Source organism: Xenorhabdus sp. PR6a, assembly GCF_028599065.1.
GTDB classification, from domain to species: domain Bacteria; phylum Pseudomonadota; class Gammaproteobacteria; order Enterobacterales; family Enterobacteriaceae; genus Xenorhabdus; species Xenorhabdus doucetiae.
On the sequence record NZ_JAQRFJ010000025.1, the window covers coordinates 1 to 20,104 of the forward strand.

A 20,104-nucleotide genomic window follows, 5' to 3' on the forward strand; every position below is an offset into this window, starting at 1 on the left:
CCAAACCACAAACTGTAACCACCAAATTCAAGCCCGATTCTTTCTATATAAATGGCCCGTGTATAACAACAGGGCCAGTAACTATAAGTTCTATCTGCAAAAATCACAGATTACTTGAAACCAAGTTTTTAAACTGTGATAAAGAAGCAACGCCGACCAGAGAATCAACAGGCTGGCCATTCTTGTAAACTAATGTTGTCGGGATACTACGGATACCGTATTTCATTGCAACTTCTTGAGCCTCATCAATATTGATCTCAGCAAAAGTAGCATTTTTTTGCATTTCAGCCGAAAGCTGACTGAATATCGGTGCAACCATTCGGCATGGTCCACACCATGGTGCCCAGAATCTCACCACACACACGCCCTCTGTACTTATGATGCTGTCAAAATTATCTTCAGTTAATTCAATTAAGGCACTCATAGAAACCTCTATCTAATTGATTTATAAGAATCATAAAAAACTGCGATATCAAGTGTCATCCTAAACCTTCCTGGCAATATATTCAATTATTATATTGAATATTTGTTTTGTGGTGAGTGTCTATACTGGTTTAGCAATATTTCAGCAATCTTATAACTTAACACTTGAGTATCAATGATCTCCTGATTGCCCAAGACAGCAATGGTTAAATGTGAATCTGGAAAACGCATAAAATAAGCTCTGTAACCTGCCCATTCGCCGGAATGCTCCAAACTCGGCTCTGCTAAGTGGTTGTTATGTTCTAAGCCAAATGCATAAGACTCATGATTTTTAACGATATCTCCAGTCAATGTTGTTTCTGGTAATACTTGAGTCATACGCTGGACTAATGCTTTCCCGCCAACCCTACCATGAGATAGATTTTCTCCCCATAACATGAGATCGCCAACCGTTGTGTGTACCGCCCCATCACCAGTATGTGTCCAGGGAGATTCAAAAAGCCGCCCTTCTTGACTATAGGCACGTGCAAATTCAACAGTTATTGGATATTCGTCAACAATAAATGTATTTTTCATCCCAAGAGGTTTGAAGATATGTTCTTGGCTGAATTCACTGAGTCTCATCTTGCTGGTTTTTTCAACCACTTGAGCCAATAAAAAGTATCCGGTATTGCTGTATTCAAATGCTGTTCCTGGGGAAAATACAGCTTTAGATTGCGCGTACAAATGACGCAGTGATTGTTCGATTGTCAACGGATCTTGTTCACTAATACCAACTGATTCAGCCAGCTCCATATAATCGACTAGTCCACCAGTATGATAGATTAAGTGGCGCAAAGTGACTGTCTCTGCATAATTACCTAAATCAGGCAGGAACTTTATGATTGAATCACCTAACGATAGATAACCGTCCTTTTCTAATAATAGAAGCGCAAATGCAGTGAATTGTTTTGAAACTGAGGCAATATTAAATATGCTGTCTATTGAAAGTGGTTTATATGATCCTAAGCAAGCTAACCCTACAGAACCTTGATAAGTTAATCCGTTGTCATATTTAGCCATGTATACAACACCGGGAGCATTTTTATCAAATGGTGTTAAAAGCTCCTCTAGTGCTTTAATGATTTTGGGATTTTTTTTCATAATCTAGCTAAAACCATCTCCATAAGATATTAATCATTCATTTTCAACCAATCGGTATATCCTTTGGCCCCATTACCGTAATAAGCGTCATTATTCGCATCAACCAGTTCAATTCCGTAACGTAGGCGTTCTACCAAATCGGGATTGGAAATGAACGGGCGTCCGAATGCAACTGCATCAACCTTACCTTCCGCTCGACGGGATATCGCCATTTCAAGGTCATAATTGTTATTGCCGATATAAGCGCCGTCAAATAATGATCTGAGTATATCCAGATCAATACCTTCAGGAATATCACGGCTTTTTCCCGTAGTTCCTTCAACAAAGTGGAGATAAGCCAGCTTGAATTTATTTAATTGCTGAATCAAATAGCGATAAGTTGCCATCACATGACTATCAAGTGGTGTGTTCCCTACCTCTGTGGTGACTGGGGACAATCTAATCCCAACTCGACCACCACCCCAAATATGTGCCACAACTTCAACCACTTCGAGAATCAATCTTGCTCGGTTTTCAATTGAACCACCGTATTGATCATTGCGATGGTTAGTTGAATCACGTAAGAACTGTTCCAGCAGATAATTGTTAGCTGCATGGACTTCTACACCATCAAACCCTGCACGTTTAGCACATTCTGCCGCATGACGATATTGTTCGATAATATCCGGTATTTCATCGGTTCTGAGTGCACGTGGCATAGAAGCTTCTTCAATACCACGGCGGGTATAAACATTACCATCCGCTTTAATCGCCGATGGTGCTATTGGTGCTTCTCCATTTGGTTGAAGAGAAACGTGTGAGCAACGACCGACATGCCACAATTGCATGACTATTTTTCCCCCAGCAGCGTGAACAGCGTCGGTCACTTTTTTCCATCCCGCTACCTGATCTTCTGTCCAGATACCCGGTGTCATGGCATAACCGCGCCCCTGCGCTGAAATATTGGTTGCTTCTGAAATGATCAAACCGGCACTCGCGCGCTGAACATAATATGTGATATTAAGTTCGTTCGGGACCCCCTCTTCATTCATACGACCACGGGTTAAAGGTGCCATAACAATACGATTGGCAAGCTCAATTTCACCTAATTTGGTCGGTGAGAAAAGATCGGTTCGAATACTATTATCAGTCATAATATTTCCTATTTTTAATATTGACATTCATTGTTGTACTATAACTTAGTGAATTTCCAAACGGAGAAATGTATGTTGGATAAATTAATTCCCCTCAAACCTCTTATTATGTCTTTTTGTGAAGGAGATCCGAATGAAAACCCGTGGGTTAACGGCATTAAACGGATACCAGAGCCTATTATTGTCGTTCCTTACGATACCGAATGGGATAATATTTACAACGAAGAAAAAAATAAAATCCAGCAACAATTGCAAGAGAAAATTATTAGTATTGCGCATATCGGCTCTACAGCCGTGCCTGGTTTACCCGCAAAACCCATCATAGATAAGTGCTTATCCGAACTGGATATTTCTAATCATGCGTAGAACGGATCATTTCGGTGGGATAACAGAGTTTGTTACCACAGCACAGCTAGGAAGTTTCACTGCGGCAGCAGAACGTCTTGGGTTGACCAAATCAGCGGTAGGAAAAAGTGTCGGCCGGCTTGAAGATCGCTTAGGCATCAAGCTGTTTCAACGCTCAACACGTCGTTTGAGTTTGACGCCTGATGGAAAATCCTTCCTGACAAGTTGTCAGAGTGCGATTGATATTCTCGAACAGGCTGGATCTGTGCTGACTTCACATATTACTCATCCTTCAGGGCGGCTCCGCATCGATTTGCCGGCGGCTTTTGGTCGCCAACGCATACTCCCTGCTCTTTTGAAAATAACTCGTGATTACCCTGAGCTGTCTCTTACCGTTTCATTCAGTGAGCGATTTGTTGATTTAATTGAGGAAGGCATTGATCTTGCTATACGTATCGGTGAGCTTGCTGACAGTAGTGGTTTGGTTGCCCGTAAATTAACGACGCAAAAACTTGTTATTTGTGCTGCACCGGATTATTTTTCTGCCAGAAATGAACCCCAAATTCCCGAAGAATTGAACCAACATCAATGTATTGTGGGATTTCGCAGGAATCAGCCTATATCTTGGTTATTAAAGGAGCAGAGCGGAAAAATAAAACGTTACACTCCACCAGCAACTTATGAATTTGCTGATGGAGATGCCATGTTATCCGCTGTATTGGCAGGATGTGGCTTTGCTCAACTGCCATTATGGATGGTAGGAAAACACCTTGAAAATGGAGAACTTAAAGAAGTATTACAAGCATATTCAGGTATAGAAACCCCGATCAGCGCTCTGTGGCCGCAAAACCGTCAATTATTACCCAAAATACGCTATGTTGTAGATACTTTGGTGGAAATGGCAGAAAACGGTTTATTGGATTAATTTCCACAATGGTTTTTTACATGGCCTTTAATGTAAATGCTAATAAAGCCCATTAAAGCAAAAAGGATGCTGCTCAGAACAATCGTATCTACGCCGAATTGTGAAAGAAACCATCCGCCAGTTATAGAGCCAATGGTAATGCCCAAATTTGAAAAAGAAATGTAAAGGCTGTTGGCAAACTCTGGTGCTTCGCTGGCTTCCTGCATAAGCCACGTTTGGCTGACGACCAGACCCGCAGAATGCAACCCACCCCAGAAAATCGTCTGCATACACATCGCTATGGGTGAAAACCCCCAATACCACACTTGGAGATAAAGTAAAATTAACAAGATAGGATAAGCATAAGTTGTAATAACAAGGTATTTTTGCAAAAAACCGCTAAAAATGAAGTTACCGATAAATCCACAAACTCCAAAGAGTATTAAAATGATACTGATAAGGTCATGATCAAACTGGGTAATTTTTGCAAGATAGTCAGCGATATAACTGAAACTTGAAAACATCGCAGAAAAAATCAATGTCACGGTAACAATGGCCAACCATAATTCCCCCTTTCGCAGCACATTTAATTGTTCGATATTGATACGGTTATTTGTCGCGGGGAGAGAAGGAACAAACCATAAAATACCAACGAAAGCCAGTGAACAAATAACAGCACTAAAATAAAACGCTGCACTCAGTGACAGATATTCTGCGATAAATGAACTCATGGGCATTCCCAACACCATTCCAACCGCAACGCCGGCAAAAACGATTGCCGTGGCTCCCGTACTTTTTTCTTTAGGAACGGAATTTGCTGCAATCACAAGGGCAACAGCAAAGAAAACCGCATGTACCAGTCCGGGAAGAACCCTAAATAACAGCATTAAATTAAAAATATCTGTCGTGGCATAAATCAGGTTGGAAACGACAAAAATAAGGAGAATAGTAAGAAGAACATATTTTTTGTTATATCCAGAAAGCAGCAAAGTAATAAATGGCCCCGTGACAGCGACGACAATAGCATAGATACCAACCAGAAATCCCACCTGAGTGGGTGTCACATGCAGTTGAGCTTCAAGTTGTGGCAGTAATCCAATCACAGCTATTTCAGTAGTAATAACGCCAAAAACGGCGATTGATAAGGTCAACAACATAAGAGAGTTTTTATTTTGCATAGTGGCAATCTATTTGATTTTGAAAAGGTAAGAAAAATAATGACAAATCATGAATAAAAACAGAAGGATACTTTTGTCTACTGTCTGTAGACAAAATTTCTTCAATGATTTTTTCTATGGATTTGAAGCCGCAATATTGCGGCAATAGGATGGATTTTTGTTTAGGGAGGTCAGATAAGATGAAATTTATGAGAGAATATTTTCAACAACTTTAAACTCGAACACGACAATTTCCATATCAGATGAAAAAGTCCCCTCGCGCTCAAAAAAACGCTGATGCTCTAATTGCCAGTTAAGGAGGCTTCTGTCTCCCTCTCCTTCTTTCCAGGCAAGTTCTGCGGTCATTTCTGAAAATTTCATCAGGTGCATGGCAGTAACTCTGACAACACAAACCGGATTTTCCCGACTATCAAAGACAATATAATGATGGCCAATCGTTTCTGGATCACAAGAGTAAGCATGGAATGAGCAAGCTGTCGCCGTTTTTATCCCTTTGGTCACCAACTCAGTTAATTCATCCTGCATTGCAGGAGAATCACCAAATACCCAACGCCCTGCTTTTGGATATTTGTTTTCAATTAACGTCATAACTTTGTTTGTTGTTTTCATATTATCTTTTAATACCCGTACATTTATTGTTGGGCGGCCAAAATACCCCGCCCATAAAATTAAAGGGAGTTTCCCTTATTGAATTTGGTGCAAAACATCACCCACTGCATTGAACAGACGATCAAGATCATCAGCTTTGGCATTAAACATGGGGCCAAATTGCAACGTATCACCACCAAAGCGGACATAAAAACCCGCTTTCCATAATGCAATACCGACATCAAAAGGCCGGACAACGGTATCGCCATCCCGCGGGGCAATTTGAATTGCACCTACTAGCCCGCCGTTACGAATGTCCACGACGTTTGGGCAGTACCTCAGGGCATGTAGTTTTTGTTCAAAATGGGGAGCTAATTCCGCAGCTTGTTGAGGCAGGTTTTCTTTTTCCAATAGTTCCAAGGTAGCTAACCCGGCTGCGCAAGCAACCGGATGACCGGAATAAGTATAACCGTGGCTGAATTCGATCATATGTTCGGGTAGAGGCTGCGACATAAAAGCATCGTAGATCTTGCTGGACGCAACAACGCCTCCCAGAGGAATAGCCCCGTTAGTAATTTGTTTAGCGAAATTGAGGATATCTGGCGTGACACCAAAATGTTCAGCACCGCTCCAACACCCCAAACGCCCGAAGCCGGTAATGACCTCATCAAAAATCAGCAAGATATCGTGTTGGGTACAGATTTCCCGCAAACGTTGTAAATAACCTTGTGGCGGGATAATAGCACCAGCCGATCCAGAAAGTGGTTCGACGATAACCGCCGCAATATTACTGGCGTCATGCAGTTCAATCAGTTTCAGTAGCTCATCTGCCAGTTCAGGGCCACCAGCAGATGGCATTCCCTTAGTAAAAGCCATATTAGATTGTAATGTATGTGGCAGATGGTCAACATCCATAAACTGACCAAACATTTTGCGATTACCGCCAATACCACCAAGACTGGTTCCTGCAATATTGACACCATGATAGCCGCGCGCCCGACCGATAAATTTAGTTTTTGCTGGTTGCCCTTGAATTCGCCAGTAAGCACGAGCCATTTTCACGGCGGTATCGGCTGCTTCTGAACCTGAGCTGGTGAAAAATACATGATTCAAATCATCGGGCATAAGACTGGCAATCTTATCGGCCAGCTTAAATGACAATGGATGGCCATATTGGAAGCCAGGGGAATAATCCAATGTTCCCAGTTGTTCTGAGACGGCTTGACGAATTTCAGTGCGTGAATGACCTGCCCCGCACGCCCACAATCCTGATAAGCTGTCATAAATACGCCGGCCTTGATCATCGACCAGCCAGTTTCCTTCCGCTGAGACAATTAAACGTGGATCTTGTTGAAAATGACGATTAGCACTGAAAGGCATCCAATGTGCTTTAAGGTTCAGTGTTTGAAAATAATTTCTATCTGACATTTTTTAACTCCTCGTACAAGGTTTTCACAAAGCGCTTGCAGTGAAACGAGACTCAAGTTAAATCTCAATTATTAAATCATTAGTCAAGCTCATTTGGTGAACGTCGGGATTTGGATAAAAATTAACATAAGCACAGGCAGGCATAATCCAAAATATTTTAACAATCTCCACCCGAAATGCAGTAAGATTAGCTTCCAATCGTGAAACTGATCTGGATCATTAGCTTGTTATCGCTTTTTCACCTATCACAACGTCGAACACCTGCCATTATCGCTTTACTGGCGATTCTGATGTTGTTCATTGCACCGGTGGTATCAAAAACACTGGAGCACTCCCGTGAAGGAATAAAAGCACACACCATGAATCATCATCATGGTGCAGATCATATCCATATGGGATTGATGGATGATATCGCTTGTGGTTACTGCCAGCTTTTGATTAATCTGCCGCTATTGGCAGGCGATTTTGTTCCTTTTATTTTACTGACACTCATTGTGTCCAGGGCACCACCGGTACTGCGCTTCTCTGGCCCAATTATTCGGCTGTTCTACGGTGAATCACAACCCCGCGCCCCACCCCTTAATTAGCCTGATTATTTGAAATAAATCATTTTTTCCTTGCTTTACGCAGTTTGTACAGCAAGTCAGTCATTTTTCAAACAAACTCCAAAACCGGAATTTGTTGCTAGTTAAGGGATTTTTTATGTCTACTACACAATTATCTACTACACCGTTATTGCGTATATCGCCTCTGACAGCTGCTTTGGTTATCGCACTCGCTATACCAACCAGTGGTTTGGCTGCTACCAATGCGGAACACAGCAAAGAAACAAAAGATGGACATCACGTTAATAATGTTGACGAAACGGTGATAACCGTAATCGCCCCGGCAACTTCACCGCTTGAGGTCGCTTCTTCACTGAAAACGCCTCGCCAACCCGTGCCAGCCAGCGACGGTTCTGATTACCTGAAAACCATTCCTGGTTTTTCCCAGATCCGTAACGGGGGAACTAACGGCGATCCGGTATTCCGTGGCATGTTTGGTTCCCGTCTGAGAATGTTGATTGATGACAGCGAAATTCTCGGTTCTTGTGGCGGGCGTATGGATGCACCAAGTTCCTATATCTCACCAGAGAATTATGATGTCCTGAGTCTGGTTAAAGGCCCACAAACGGTACTTTGGGGCCCCGGTAACTCAGCGGGAACGATCCGTTTTGAGCGCACTCGCCCTCAGTTTGAACACGTTGGCGCTCAAGGTAATGTCAGCACAGTGATTGGTTCTAATCGTCGTTGGGATGGTAATGCCGATCTCAGTATTGGCAACAAACAAGGGTATATCCGCCTGATCGGTAACAAATCCCGCTCCAATGATTATAAAGATGGTGATGGTAACCGCGTTCCTTCCCGCTGGGATAAATGGAATACCGATATCGCATTGGGCTGGACACCTGATGAAAATACGTTACTGGAATTAAATGCTGGACAAGGTGATGGTGAGGCACGTTACGCCACACGTATGATGGATGGTGCACAATTTAAGCGTAAAAGTTTTGGTGTGCGTTTTGAGAAATCCAATATTGGCGAAGTGTTTGATAAATTTGAAACCAATTTTTATTACAACTACACCGACCATGTGATGGATAGCTATTCCATGCGTCATTCAAAAATGGGAAAAATGATCTCAGAACCCGATCGCCTGACAATGGGTGGCCGAATGATGGGAACTTGGATCTGGGAAGATTTCAAGTTACAGAGCGGTGCAGATATGCAGATGAATACTCGTCGCACCAAAGAAACGGGCTGGGTGAAAAACGCCCGTTTTCGTGATTACGGTATTTTTGGTGAATTAACCTGGGATGCCACTGAACAGAGTAAAATTATTGGTGGGGTGCGTCTAGATCGTGCGACAGTATATAAATATGTGACCCAACAAGAGCGTAAGGAAACCCTCCCTGCCGGCTTTATTCGGTTTGAACATAACCTGAAAGATGTTCCTGTGATGTTTTATGCCGGTGTTGGTCATACCGAGCGTTTTCCTGATTATTGGGAGTTGTTTTCAGGTAAAGCGGGCGGAAATGCGTTCAAGGATATCAAAACTGAGAAAACCACCCAGTTGGATATTGGTGCGCAATATAACGATGACCAATTGAAAGGTTGGATATCCGCGTATGTCGGTAAAGTGAATGATTTTATCCTGTTTGATTATGGCAAAAAATCCGCCCACAACGTGAATGCGACCATTATGGGGGGAGAAACGGGTGTGGCTTATAAGTTCAACGATCATTGGAAAACCGATGCCAGCTTAGCGTATTCCTGGGCGCAAAATACGACTAACCATCGTCCACTGCCGCAAATCCCACCGTTGGAAGCCCGTTTTGGCCTGACTTGGGAACAGGGTGATTGGACGAGCAGCGGTTTGTTACGTCTGGTCAACAGCCAGCATCGGGTAGCCATCAATGAGGGTAACGTGGTCGGCAAAGATTTTGATAGCAGCAAAGGCTTCGCCATCCTATCGGCGAACTCAGCCTATCAGGTGACCAAAAATGTTCAGATCAGTGCCGGTATTGACAATATTTTTGATAAAACTTACAGCGAGCACCTTAACTTGGCGGGAAATAAGGACTTTGGTTATTCCGGTGACACGATGGTCAACGAACCGGGTCGTACTTACTGGGCAAGAGTTAATGTGAAGTTCTAATTTTCTCTACGCTTAAACCTATTTCGCCCTGACATCAGCCAGGGCGAAATAGGTTTAAGATTCATTCGCCAGCAACCAATCCCGCAACAGGGTTGCAAGCTGTTCTTGTTGAGTGTCTGTCAGTGGTTCGAGAATTGCTTTTTGGTTTTCCAAATGGCTTTCCACGGCTTTATCTATTAATGCCTTTCCCTTTGGCGTCAGAAAAATCTTGCAACTACGTCGATCTTTTTCATTCGCAATACGCTCAATCAATCCTCGCTGCACCATATGTTCAATACGTGTGCTCATGGCTCCGGAAGTCAACATGACGGATTGATACATTTCGGTTGGTGTGACTGGCGTGTTATTACGACGCAGTGTCGCAAGGATATCAAACTCTATGCCACTTAAGTCATGTTTTTTGAAAGCATGTTGCAAGCGTTGTTCAACAATTTTGTTTATCCGGCATAGCCGTCCAATAACGCCTATTGACGACGGATCAAGGTCTGGGCGTTGCTGTTCCCACTGCATCAATAATCGGTCAACGTGATCGTACTTCATGCCTTTTTCCCTATTCATTTTATTTCGACAAAAAGATACTTGATAAAAATCGGTTAGGCTATTATTTTAATTTATCTTCACGTAAAGATACTTCACGTAAAGATAAATTAAAATTGAGGTATTAAGGAACTGATATACAAGGTGAAAAAAATGTCAGAAATTAGATTTATCCGGAATATCCTGCTGACTGCGTTGGCTCCGATTGTTTGGGGAAGTACTTACATTATTACAACAGAAGTATTACCACCGAATATGCCTCTGCTGGCTTCTACCATCAGGGCGTTACCTGCCGGTATATTATTACTGTTGATTTGCCGTACCGCACCCAAAGGGATCTGGTGGTTACGTATTATGGTATTAGGCCTGCTCAATATCGGGGCTTTCTTCTATTTTCTCTTTGTTGCGGCGGGATATCTCCCTGGTGGAACGGCGTCACTCATCGTGGCTTGCCAACCCATTATTGTTATTTTGTTAAGCACCTGTCTATTAAAAACTTCCCTCACCATAAAACACACTATCTCGGCAATATTGGGCATTATCGGGATCAGCTTATTGGTCTTGAATTCAACCACCCACTTAAATTGGCAAGGCGTTATTGCAGGTTTAGCGGGATGTGGCTGCATGGCTTTGGGGGTTGTACTGACTAAATATTGGCACCGCCCAACTAACTTATCATTGCTCAGTTTTACTGGCTGGCAATTAACTTTTGGGGGATTGATGTTATTACCCGTCGCTATTTACATGGAAGGTCTGCCGCAACATCTTACTGTGACCAATATTCTCGGTTACAGCTATTTATGTCTGGTTGGCGCCGTATTTTCTTACATTATTTGGTTTCGCGGAATTGAAAAGTTACCGGTTGTGACAATCTCTTTTTTGGGATTTCTGAGTGCCCTTTCCGCTTGTATTTTGGGCTATTTGTTTCTAAAACAAACATTTTCCTTGCTGCAACTGTTTGGAGCATGCACCATTATTATCGCTGTTTGGCTTTCTATTCCACGCAATCAAATATAAAAAAACCAACGTAATCATTATCGAGTAAAAAATAACAGGAAAATCAATGAAACTTACTATCATCTCAGGCAGTCAACGCCCCGATTCTCACAGCCAACGTGTCGCTTGTTATTTGCAGAAATTGAGTTATGAGCATGGATTTACTGATATAACGCTTCTGGATCTTTCCAAAGCAGAATTGCCATTACACGATGGTTATACAACGGATATCTCCGCAGAGTCTCACCCTTGGCAGGCAATTGCACCCTACTTGAGAGAGAGTGAAGCATTTATCCTGGTGACGCCAGAATGGCATGGAATGGCAACGCCGGCATTGAAGAACTTTTTATTACATTGTTCTGTCGCAGAATTAGGCCATAAGCCTGCATTATTGACGAGTGTATCCGGTGGAATTAACGGTGTTTACCCCCTTTGCGAATTACGCATGACCGGTTTTAAAAATAACCATGTCTGCTTCTTGCCTGATCATCTGATTTTCCGTCAGGGGGAAAATTTGATTTCAAACGAGCTGATTTGTCACGATGAGGCATTTGAAAACCGCGTTAACTATACGCTGAAACTACTTAAATCTTATACCAAAGCATTAAAGCAAGTTCGTGAAGATGTTGGCGAAGAGAGTCAAAATTATCCGTATGGTATGTAAGTAATATATTCTGTTCCTGATATATCAGTCTCGGCTCAAAAATTTGAGCCGAGAAGTCTACAGTTAGAGATAATTTCACCGAAAAAACCACCGATTCCGTCAAAACTGTATAAAAACACAGTGCCCCGTATTTTTGGCACTTTTGTTTAATAAGAAAACACAATTCGCTTTTATTTCGACCTGTCGGGTTAATTAATCATCAGGCAGAGACTTAATACAAGCTCTCTATCTTTTTAAACACATAAAATACTCCTGGCATCCCGTGTTCTTATCTATTTCCTCGCTGACAACATCAAACCCCTGTGATAAGTAGAACTCATAACTGGCTTGGTTTTGCTGATAAACCGATAACGTGAGTTCAGTTCTTCGATTTTTGGCGTCATTCACTAATGCCTTTCCGATCCCCTGCCCCTGTTTATCGGGCGAAACAAAAACTGCGGCCACGTTATTTCCATGCAGCGCATAAAAACCGGTAACGTGAGAACCCTGTACATAGACGTAAACTTCCGAAGCCGGAATATAGGTATTTCTCATGTTGTCGACTTGTGATTGCCAAAATTCAGCCGCCACAAAATGATGAGCCTTGATGGAGGCGTCTAACCAAATAGACAGAACCGCGTCCATATCTGCTTCGGTAAATGATCTGATCACTTTTTGTTGTCCCCTGTAATAACTCTAATTCCGGTGTAATTTTCTCAATAAGTAAAATGCAATAAAAGTGGCTATGACATTGTAAAGCATACTGTGGACAAAGGCATTTTGGTACGTAACAAACGACGGTGTATCTATTTCGGTAAAATGCCATTGCACTAACATGCTAACGATAGCAACACCAAACGCGGCACCAATTTGCTGCAAAGTCGCAATTACCCCTGATGCCATACCTGCAAATTTCATGTTAACAAAAGCCAAAACAATATTGAGCAATGGCGTCATGACAAAACCTTGCCCATATCCAAGCAATATGAGAATTGGCACGATCACAAATAACGATGCAGTTATTGATGAATTTGCCGGTAATAGTGAATTAATGGCAACAATCAGGGCAATGAAGGAGAGCATATAGAGTAAGCCTCCGGCCATAATGGCTTTACCGCCAACGCGCTTAACCCAATAAGGGGCATTGAGTGAAGATAAAACAAACCCTATGCTTGCAGGGGCAAAAATCAAACCTGCATCTAATGCGTTAAAACCTAACCCATTTTGTAAAAATAAAGCAAAAACAAGGAAGAATGAACTGGAAGTGGAATAGACAAATAAAACCAATAAACAACCTAAGCTAAATTGTTTGTTTTTTAATAAGTCAAAATTGAATAGTGGTGTTTTTCCTTTCGCAACATAACGTTTTTCATGGCGGATAAATTGTAACAGCATCAGGCAAGCCAGAAAGAGTAGTGCCCAACACCATATTGGCCAGCCCAATGTTGACCCAACCAAAAGTGGCAGCAACAAAGCAGAAATACCCATGCTGGAAAGCGCCACCCCAGATAAATCTAATTCCGTTTTTTTCTGGGCAATACTTTCGTTGAAGTAACCAGAGAAAATTAACGCCAATAAACCAATGGGAACATTAACCAGAAAAATTGAGCGCCATTGTAAGTCCCATAAATTGACGAAAATCATCCAACCTCCCAGAGTTTGGCCTGCAATGGCAGCAAAACCTAAAGTCATGCCCAATAAACCGAATGCGCGACGGCGATTATCATCATCAAAGCTGACACGGATACTGGCATAAACTTGGGGAAATAACAGGGCTGCTGATAATCCTTGCAAAAACCGGGCAAAAATCAAAAAAGTGGTTGTTGGTGCAAGACCACACAGCAATGATGTCAAAGTAAAAGCAAGTACTCCTAACTGAAACAATCGCCTGCGGCCAAATAAATCACCTAAGCGCCCTCCTGTAATCAGCAATAAACCAAAGCCAATTTCATAGGTTACGATCACGAGCGTTACCTGGAATAAACTCGCGTGTAAATGTAATTGAATATTGGCAATGGCAACGTTGACAACGAAAAGATCAAAAATAGTCACAAATCCGGCTGATAACAAAACTGATAAGGCTAAATAATCCTTTTTGGTCATGATACAAATCCTCACAATGTTTGAAATACAGTGTTTGAGATAAACAGATTTTAATCACCCCGTTAGCTTGTTACAATTTAACCACTTATACTATTACTAAAAGTAATGGATTGAAATTCATGACAAAAATGAAAAGATCTCGTACTGAGTTAGCCGACTTTTTACGCACTAAAAGAGAAAGTATCAGCCCTGAATCCGTTGGGTTGCCGCATATCGGGCATCGTCGTACCCCAGGATTAAGGCGTGAAGAAATAGCCGCTTTGGCGGGTGTTGGCGTAACTTGGTATACATGGCTGGAACAAGGCCGTGAAATTGGCGTATCCGCTGCTTTTTTAGATAATCTTGCCAAAATTTTAAAGCTGACTACCGCTGAACGCAGGCATTTATACTTACTGGCACACACGCGTGAACCTGCCGAAACCGGGCAAACCTGGTGCGTTGTTTCACCATTGATCAAACGGCTTATGAATGACTTACCCCCTCACCTAACTTATGTGCTGAATTTGCATTGGGATATTTTGGCCTTTAATCAGCCAGCAGATAAGTGCTTTCGTTTCAGTCAAGCTGAAGATGAACAGCGTAATTTTTTGTGGTTATTATTTACCAATGAATATTATCGCGAACTCTTCTCTCACTGGGAACGAGATGCTTATCGTTTACTGGCTAGCTTTAGGCGTGATTATGTTCTTGCTGCCAAAGACAGTTATATTCAAGAGCTTGTGAATAAGTTACTTAAAATATCACCTGACTTTTATGTTATGTGGCATAGACATGAAATCTATGAACCGTGTAATGGGGTACGAGAGCTAAATGTGAATGGACAAGCAATCACTTTCGATTACACATCAATGGTTACCGATGTAGAAAGACACTTGCGTTTGATTGTTTATGCCAAAAGATAAACGAATTATTTTCACCCATTTATTAGTAGATGGGTGAAATAAAAATATTTAATTTGAAATTACTTTTTGTAAAAAACAATATTTATTATAGGTTGGATAATGTTTTTATATAAATAGCAATTATTAAAAATCAACTTTCCTGATTAATTAACATAAAAACTTTTTACAAAATCATTCGATAAAAACGACAATAAATAAACCATCATTTAAGTAATTGTTACAACCAAGTATCTTCATAAAAAATAACATATTAATAACAATTAACATCCAATCAATACGTAATATACCGTAATTACATCACCTTGAAGAGAGATCAAGATGATGCGCGTTATCTATATGATTTTTAATTTGTTATAAAATGGTTATAAGAAAGTTAATATTTTTCCTTGCATTTTGGGTTTAATTATTATGCCATAGCAGCTCGTAGGTAGAGAATATTACGGTTTGCATTGTCCTATAGTCGGTCGAGAATATAGGGCAATCTCATCGTGACCTACTTATTGAAATTCAATTATCGGGTTTATTAAAATTTTAAAAAATGGAACCTCTATTATGAAGAAAAACAATTCGGCACGGCCGAACTTTTTGTGGATGACATTATTTTTGGGATTATTACCTGTCAGCGCTTCAATGGCGGCGACTGAATATCAGGAACAGGGCAAGAAAAACTCACCAAATAGTTGGCTATCAGATGAGTTTAATCAGCAGTGGGGATTGGCCGCGATTGGTGCTCATTATGCTTACGCTCGTGGTTACACGGGAAAAGGCATTAATGTTGGTGTCTTGGATGAAGCCGTTACCCATCATCCTGAATTTGCAGGAAAACTAAACATCCTGAGCCCAAATGATCCCTGGAGCTACGATATAAACAGCAATACCGGGATTATCAGTTTTGGCGCTCATGGTAACCATGTTTCAGGGATCATTGCAGCAAATCGGGATGGAAAAGAGATGCACGGCGTGGCATTTGATGCGGGTTTGATTACCGGGAAATACCTGCAAAATCCCTATAACCGCACAGAAGCCATGATCCAGAGTAACGCCCGCGTTATTAATAACAGTTGGGGTGTTCGTCCTAATTATGAGGTTGATGAATTCGGGAAACCTAAACGGTGGGCGAATGGAACGGTTAAATATTATCAGGTCAAACTGCAAGATGTCATTAATTATGTCACACCGATTAAAAATGATTTGGATCGGTTAAGCCGTTCCCCAATCCCGGAAGTTGATGACTATATAACGAGAAGTGCGGGTCTATTGCGGGCGGCACGTCAGGGAAAATTAGTGGTTTTTGCGGCGGGAAATGCCAATAACTATAACGTTACTTGGTTACATGCGGGTATGCCCTACTTCTTCCCTGACGCGTTGAAAAACTACCTCAGCGTGGCCAACCTGACCAGAGAAAATGAGATTAACGCCTCATCAACGAGCTGTGGCTATACTGCCAGTTACTGTTTGTCCGCACCAGGCACAAAAATTTACAGCAGTACCGGCGATTTCGTCTCTAAAGTGGGTGGAAAAATCGATGAAGAGGCTTTCGAAAATGGGGAGCTGACGATTGATCCTACTACCTATGAAGCCTATACCGGTACATCAATGGCATCGCCCCATGTGGCCGGAGCGGCGGCGGTCTTGATGCAGCGCTTTCCCTACATGACGGCCGGACAAATCGCCGATGTCCTCAAAACCACCGCCACCGCTTTAGGTGAGGATAGATTGGATGGCCTGTATGGTTGGGGCATGCTGAACCTGAAAGAGGCGATTGATGGCCCTAAAATGTTTATCACCGAAAAGGATATTCCCAAGAAATATTATATCCCCGGTTCTTATTCTGAAACTCAGTTTACTGCCAATATTCCGGGTATCGGCGCTATCGTGGAGGAAGGTACGACGGTAGAACGAATTTGTGACAGCATTGAGTGTGCTTATGATAGTTGGAGCAATGATATCGCCGGTCACGGTGGATTGACGAAAATCGGTGACGGTACACTTGAACTTGCCGGTAAGAATAGCACCTATAAAGGGCCAACGTTGGTAGAACAAGGCCGTTTGCAGGTCAGCGGTTCCATCACGTCGGATGTTACTGTGCAGGATGGCGCCACGCTTGGCGGGAATGGTACGGTCGGTTCAATCATGGCTAATGCCGGCGCCAGTATTGCACCAGGCAGTTGGGGAGCCGGCGGTACATTGAACGTTGATCGTAATGTTACCTTCCAAACGGGTTCCCGTTATCGGGTAGAAGTTGCACCAAATAGCCAGGGGTATAGTCATCGTCTTATCAGCAATGGCCTGGCAAATCTGAAAGGCGGTAAAGTGCAAGTTATGCTAGAAAACAGCAGAAATCTGTTATCGAAACAAGAAGTCCGTAGCTTGCTGGGTCAGCAATATAATATCCTGCAAGCAAACGAGGGTATCGATGGTCAATTTACTACGGTAGTACCAAACTATTTATTTATTGGTACTGAGTTGAGTTACCAACCCAATCGCGTGATGCTGGATATCAAACGCAACGCCACAACATTCACCAGTTTGGCAACGACCGCTAATGAACGCGCTGTAGCGGATGCTGCGGATAAGCTGAATTTAGGGCATCCGGTTTATGAAAGTATTTTGCTGCTGGACACAGAAACACAAGCTAGCCAAGCATTCCAGCAACTTTCTTCCGGACAGATCCATGCTGATATCGCTGCGGCACAAATCAACGGTAGCCGCTATCTGCGCGATACGTTAAATAGCCGTTTGCGTCAGGCTGGTGGCGGGACAATCGAACAGAATATCAAAGTGGATAAAAACGGGGCCTGGGGGCAAATCATCGGTAACTGGCAACGGGCTAATGGTAACAGTGAAGTCACGGGTTACCGTGTATCCAATTACGGTGTGTTACTGGGCGCGGATAAAGAATTGGGTAATGATTGGCGGCTTGGTGTCGCTACCGGATATACCCGTTCTTCTTTGAATGGTGGCGTTAACACTTCAGCACGCAGTAACAATTTCCATTTGGCGCTATACGGTAGCAAGCAGATTGATGCTTTGGCATTACGTGCCGGTACTGCCTACAGTTGGCATCGTTTTGACACCAAACGTTCAGTGGCTTTTGGCAACCAATCCGACAACCTGAAAGCAAAATACGGTGCTCAAACGGGTCAATTGTTTACTGAGGCGGCTTACGGAATTAATACATCCGGGCTGAATCTGGAACCGTTCGCTAACCTGTCTTATGTTTACTTCCGAAATGATGGCATTCATGAACATGGTGGTGCCGCTGCATTGAACGGTAAGAAACAATCGAAAAATGCAACCTTCTCCACATTAGGCTTACGTGTTGATCAAAGATGGCAGACTGAAAACGAAGTGACTGTCGGCGTCTATGGTGAATTAGGTTGGCAACATCAGTTCGGCAATGTTGACCGTGGCACCCAATTAAGTTTCAGCAATAGCCATGCAACGTTCACTGTCAACAGTGTTGCAGCATCACGTGATGCTGCCGTCATTAAAGCCGGTACGGAACTAGACATTAATGAAAATACTAAACTGTCACTGGGATATAACGGTGTTTTATCAGGCAACCATAAGGATAATGGTGTGTTCCTGAATGCCAATTGGAAATTTTAATCAGTAAAAATTGTGCATCTCCTTGATAACAAAAACTCACCGCGTGCGATGGCAGGCAGTGAGTTTTTTTATGGCTTTTTTTGCATGGCTTTTGTCTCCATTCTGGTACAAATCACGTCGGTAGTACTGAATAATGATTAAATTAGATAATGAGTTTTAGTCATCAATCCAATATAAAGGAGGAAATTGTGACTTATCGAAAAATTTTATTAATCAGTTTATTTTCTGTTTCAGCCAGTTCAAGTGCTTTAGCATTAAATAACAATGGTGCCCCATTGATAAAATCAACCGATCCCGGTGCTGAAAAATTTAGAACCGTTGGTAAATTTAATGGCGTTTCACATTGTACGGCAACCCTGATTTCTGCCGAAAATGCACCCAATAAAGATACACCCGCATTGATCCTCACCGCCGGGCATTGAAAACCGGTTTAATCAGTGAGGTAGATTGTACTGATGAAGCGGGATACAGTGCTTCCACTCCGGCGAACCCAAACCCACTCCAAAACATGCAAGTTCCTAACCAAGAGGGGATCTATAAGCTCTGCGTTATTCACCAGAATAATGGTGGGCAATGGCAAAAAACAAAAGATGCCTCTGTCATGTTACGAGAAATCGATAATACTCCACCAGCAATTAAGCCCACGTTAAATAAGGATGATTTTGGCGACGTTTGGCGTATCACCGTCAGCACTCGTCCATATGAAATCTCTGGTGTAAAAATTAAATATGGGTCTAAAGCGACAACCCATTGCGACGACAAAACGGATTATAGTTACCCTTGGAAGCCAATGATATTGTTGGAGAAATCTAAGGCTCCGTGGCGTGTTTGCGCCTACGGTGAAGATATGGCAAAAAATGCCAGCCCAATTAATGTGCTTGATATTGAAGCAACTATTGCTAAGTAAATAAACTCATTAACTCACTGTTAGCAAAAGCTGGCAGTGAGTTTTTCTTTATATGCTATTTATTCTTTCTGACGATAAAAATCATCTCTTCTGCCTGATCATGATAAGCCTCTTCTTGCCAGTTACCGAATACGTTGGCCGCAATCAAATTTGCGTCAGCCAATGCTTGCTCAATCTCAGTAAAGCTGGCAAAAGTAATGGCTGAAAATGCCCGATATTCTTGCTTACTGTTTACTATTTGGTAATACGTGCCATAAATCACCGTCGCATCATCAGTTCGAAAATCATTCCACGCCGAGACCGGGCCTAATGTTGGATGGGTAAACTGACGCTTAGATTCGGCCTCTGTCCAAGTTAACCACTCTTTTGCTAAAGGGTTACGGCTGTCAAAGATACATTTCCCGCCTTCGGCCAAGGATAGAGTCGGTCAATTGCCATATTTAACAATCCTTAGTATCTTACTTAATATCACTGCGTTGATTTTTTCCTCAGAACCTTGTTTTTTCTTCATGCCATCACCCTATTTTCAACACTGAACATACCCCCGAAACTTTCATCAGATTTT

At 42.3% G+C, this 20,104-nt stretch carries 20 protein-coding genes; 10 read left to right on the forward strand and 10 right to left on the reverse strand.

Translation table 11 applies throughout. The features are described from left to right. Positions 1-103 precede the first annotated feature (103 nt). The 3 genes from trxA to PSI15_RS08715 form a co-directional block, all read right to left on the reverse strand. Positions 104-424 (reverse strand): thioredoxin, encoded by a 321-nt coding sequence (gene trxA / locus PSI15_RS08705; RefSeq protein ID WP_045970815.1) that lies wholly within the window; start codon positions 422-424, stop codon positions 104-106. Between the two features lie 89 nt (positions 425-513). Next, positions 514-1,566 carry a serine hydrolase domain-containing protein gene (locus PSI15_RS08710; RefSeq protein WP_273583193.1) on the reverse strand — a complete coding sequence of 351 codons (1,053 nt, stop codon included), beginning with the start codon at positions 1,564-1,566 and terminating at the stop codon, positions 514-516. 29 nt (positions 1,567-1,595) lie between these two features. Continuing rightward, positions 1,596-2,699, reverse strand: a complete 1,104-nt coding sequence (locus PSI15_RS08715) for an alkene reductase (protein WP_273583194.1) — start codon at positions 2,697-2,699, stop codon at positions 1,596-1,598. Positions 2,700-2,771: 72 nt separating this feature from the next. Here PSI15_RS08715 and PSI15_RS08720 point away from each other — a divergent pair, with 72 nt between their 5' ends. Beyond that, the gene (locus PSI15_RS08720) at positions 2,772-3,065 is read left to right on the forward strand and encodes a GrpB family protein (protein ID WP_273583195.1); all 294 of its coding nucleotides are present in this window, start codon (positions 2,772-2,774) and stop codon (positions 3,063-3,065) included. Next, positions 3,058-3,969 (forward strand): LysR family transcriptional regulator, encoded by a 912-nt coding sequence (locus tag PSI15_RS08725; RefSeq protein WP_273583196.1) that lies wholly within the window; start codon positions 3,058-3,060, stop codon positions 3,967-3,969. The genes PSI15_RS08720 and PSI15_RS08725 overlap by 8 nt, the downstream gene beginning before the upstream one ends. On the opposite strand, the gene PSI15_RS08730 is transcribed toward PSI15_RS08725, so the two are convergent. The 3 genes from PSI15_RS08730 to PSI15_RS08740 all read right to left on the reverse strand — a co-directional run bounded on the left by PSI15_RS08730 (position 3,966) and on the right by PSI15_RS08740 (position 7,142). Further along, on the reverse strand, positions 3,966-5,126 hold the full coding sequence (locus PSI15_RS08730; protein ID WP_273583197.1) for an MFS transporter: 1,161 nt from the start codon (positions 5,124-5,126) through the stop codon (positions 3,966-3,968). The two genes, PSI15_RS08725 and PSI15_RS08730, sit on opposite strands and share 4 nt — an antisense overlap. Before the next feature lie 186 nt (positions 5,127-5,312). Continuing rightward, positions 5,313-5,735 carry an ASCH domain-containing protein gene (locus tag PSI15_RS08735; RefSeq protein ID WP_273583198.1) on the reverse strand — a complete coding sequence of 141 codons (423 nt, stop codon included), beginning with the start codon at positions 5,733-5,735 and terminating at the stop codon, positions 5,313-5,315. A gap of 75 nt (positions 5,736-5,810) precedes the next feature. Continuing rightward, positions 5,811-7,142, reverse strand: a complete 1,332-nt coding sequence (locus PSI15_RS08740; protein WP_273583199.1) for an aspartate aminotransferase family protein — start codon at positions 7,140-7,142, stop codon at positions 5,811-5,813. 200 nt (positions 7,143-7,342) lie between these two features. On the opposite strand from PSI15_RS08740, the gene PSI15_RS08745 reads away from it, so the two are divergent. Beyond that, a complete protein-coding gene (locus PSI15_RS08745) occupies positions 7,343-7,729 on the forward strand; it encodes a DUF2946 domain-containing protein (protein WP_231854383.1) in 387 nt (128 codons plus the stop codon). Between the two features lie 115 nt (positions 7,730-7,844). Further along, on the forward strand, positions 7,845-9,839 hold the full coding sequence (locus PSI15_RS08750; protein ID WP_273583200.1) for a TonB-dependent copper receptor: 1,995 nt from the start codon (positions 7,845-7,847) through the stop codon (positions 9,837-9,839). A gap of 54 nt (positions 9,840-9,893) precedes the next feature. Here the strand turns inward: PSI15_RS08750 and PSI15_RS08755 are convergent, their stop codons facing one another. Next, complete coding sequence (locus PSI15_RS08755) at positions 9,894-10,379, reverse strand: MarR family winged helix-turn-helix transcriptional regulator (protein ID WP_273583201.1); 486 nt, start codon at positions 10,377-10,379, stop codon at positions 9,894-9,896. Between the two features lie 150 nt (positions 10,380-10,529). Between PSI15_RS08755 and PSI15_RS08760 the strand changes: the two genes are divergently transcribed. Then, entirely contained in the window at positions 10,530-11,393 is an 864-nt protein-coding gene (locus tag PSI15_RS08760) for an EamA family transporter (RefSeq protein ID WP_273583202.1), read from the forward strand. 46 nt (positions 11,394-11,439) lie between these two features. Beyond that, positions 11,440-12,036: an NADPH-dependent FMN reductase gene (locus PSI15_RS08765; protein WP_273583203.1), complete on the forward strand. Its 597-nt coding sequence runs from the start codon at positions 11,440-11,442 to the stop codon at positions 12,034-12,036. 225 nt (positions 12,037-12,261) lie between these two features. Here PSI15_RS08765 and PSI15_RS08770 read toward each other — a convergent pair whose 3' ends face one another. After that, the gene (locus tag PSI15_RS08770) at positions 12,262-12,687 is read right to left on the reverse strand and encodes an N-acetyltransferase (protein ID WP_273583204.1); all 426 of its coding nucleotides are present in this window, start codon (positions 12,685-12,687) and stop codon (positions 12,262-12,264) included. Positions 12,688-12,711: 24 nt separating this feature from the next. Then, a complete protein-coding gene (locus tag PSI15_RS08775; protein ID WP_273583205.1) occupies positions 12,712-14,118 on the reverse strand; it encodes an MFS transporter in 1,407 nt (468 codons plus the stop codon). A gap of 119 nt (positions 14,119-14,237) precedes the next feature. On the opposite strand from PSI15_RS08775, the gene PSI15_RS08780 reads away from it, so the two are divergent. The 4 genes from PSI15_RS08780 (at position 14,238) to PSI15_RS08795 (ending at position 19,539) form a co-directional block, all read left to right on the forward strand. Then, a complete protein-coding gene (locus PSI15_RS08780; protein ID WP_273583206.1) occupies positions 14,238-15,020 on the forward strand; it encodes a helix-turn-helix transcriptional regulator in 783 nt (260 codons plus the stop codon). Between the two features lie 552 nt (positions 15,021-15,572). After that, positions 15,573-18,632, forward strand: coding sequence for an autotransporter domain-containing protein (locus PSI15_RS08785; RefSeq protein WP_273583207.1), 3,060 nt, complete (start codon positions 15,573-15,575; stop codon positions 18,630-18,632). 188 nt (positions 18,633-18,820) lie between these two features. Next, positions 18,821-19,054, forward strand: coding sequence for a hypothetical protein (locus PSI15_RS08790; protein ID WP_273583208.1), 234 nt, complete (start codon positions 18,821-18,823; stop codon positions 19,052-19,054). Continuing rightward, positions 19,051-19,539 (forward strand): hypothetical protein, encoded by a 489-nt coding sequence (locus tag PSI15_RS08795; protein WP_273583209.1) that lies wholly within the window; start codon positions 19,051-19,053, stop codon positions 19,537-19,539. The genes PSI15_RS08790 and PSI15_RS08795 overlap by 4 nt, the downstream gene beginning before the upstream one ends. Before the next feature lie 55 nt (positions 19,540-19,594). Here the strand turns inward: PSI15_RS08795 and PSI15_RS08800 are convergent, their stop codons facing one another. Beyond that, positions 19,595-19,954 (reverse strand): hypothetical protein, encoded by a 360-nt coding sequence (locus tag PSI15_RS08800; protein ID WP_273583210.1) that lies wholly within the window; start codon positions 19,952-19,954, stop codon positions 19,595-19,597. Between the last annotated feature and the right edge of the window lie 150 nt (positions 19,955-20,104).

Coding starts and splice junctions, on each gene's coding strand:
- PSI15_RS08720 (WP_273583195.1), top strand. CDS start 2,772: ATGTTGGATAAATTAATTCCCCTCAAACCTCTTATTATGTCTTTTTGT.
- PSI15_RS08730 (WP_273583197.1), bottom strand. CDS start 5,126: ATGCAAAATAAAAACTCTCTTATGTTGTTGACCTTATCAATCGCCGTT.
- PSI15_RS08785 (WP_273583207.1), top strand. CDS start 15,573: ATGAAGAAAAACAATTCGGCACGGCCGAACTTTTTGTGGATGACATTA.
- PSI15_RS08760 (WP_273583202.1), top strand. CDS start 10,530: ATGTCAGAAATTAGATTTATCCGGAATATCCTGCTGACTGCGTTGGCT.
- PSI15_RS08735 (WP_273583198.1), bottom strand. CDS start 5,735: ATGAAAACAACAAACAAAGTTATGACGTTAATTGAAAACAAATATCCA.
- PSI15_RS08780 (WP_273583206.1), top strand. CDS start 14,238: ATGACAAAAATGAAAAGATCTCGTACTGAGTTAGCCGACTTTTTACGC.
- PSI15_RS08740 (WP_273583199.1), bottom strand. CDS start 7,142: ATGTCAGATAGAAATTATTTTCAAACACTGAACCTTAAAGCACATTGG.
- PSI15_RS08765 (WP_273583203.1), top strand. CDS start 11,440: ATGAAACTTACTATCATCTCAGGCAGTCAACGCCCCGATTCTCACAGC.
- PSI15_RS08710 (WP_273583193.1), bottom strand. CDS start 1,566: ATGAAAAAAAATCCCAAAATCATTAAAGCACTAGAGGAGCTTTTAACA.
- PSI15_RS08715 (WP_273583194.1), bottom strand. CDS start 2,699: ATGACTGATAATAGTATTCGAACCGATCTTTTCTCACCGACCAAATTA.
- PSI15_RS08755 (WP_273583201.1), bottom strand. CDS start 10,379: ATGAAGTACGATCACGTTGACCGATTATTGATGCAGTGGGAACAGCAA.
- PSI15_RS08725 (WP_273583196.1), top strand. CDS start 3,058: ATGCGTAGAACGGATCATTTCGGTGGGATAACAGAGTTTGTTACCACA.
- PSI15_RS08750 (WP_273583200.1), top strand. CDS start 7,845: ATGTCTACTACACAATTATCTACTACACCGTTATTGCGTATATCGCCT.
- trxA (WP_045970815.1), bottom strand. CDS start 424: ATGAGTGCCTTAATTGAATTAACTGAAGATAATTTTGACAGCATCATA.
- PSI15_RS08775 (WP_273583205.1), bottom strand. CDS start 14,118: ATGACCAAAAAGGATTATTTAGCCTTATCAGTTTTGTTATCAGCCGGA.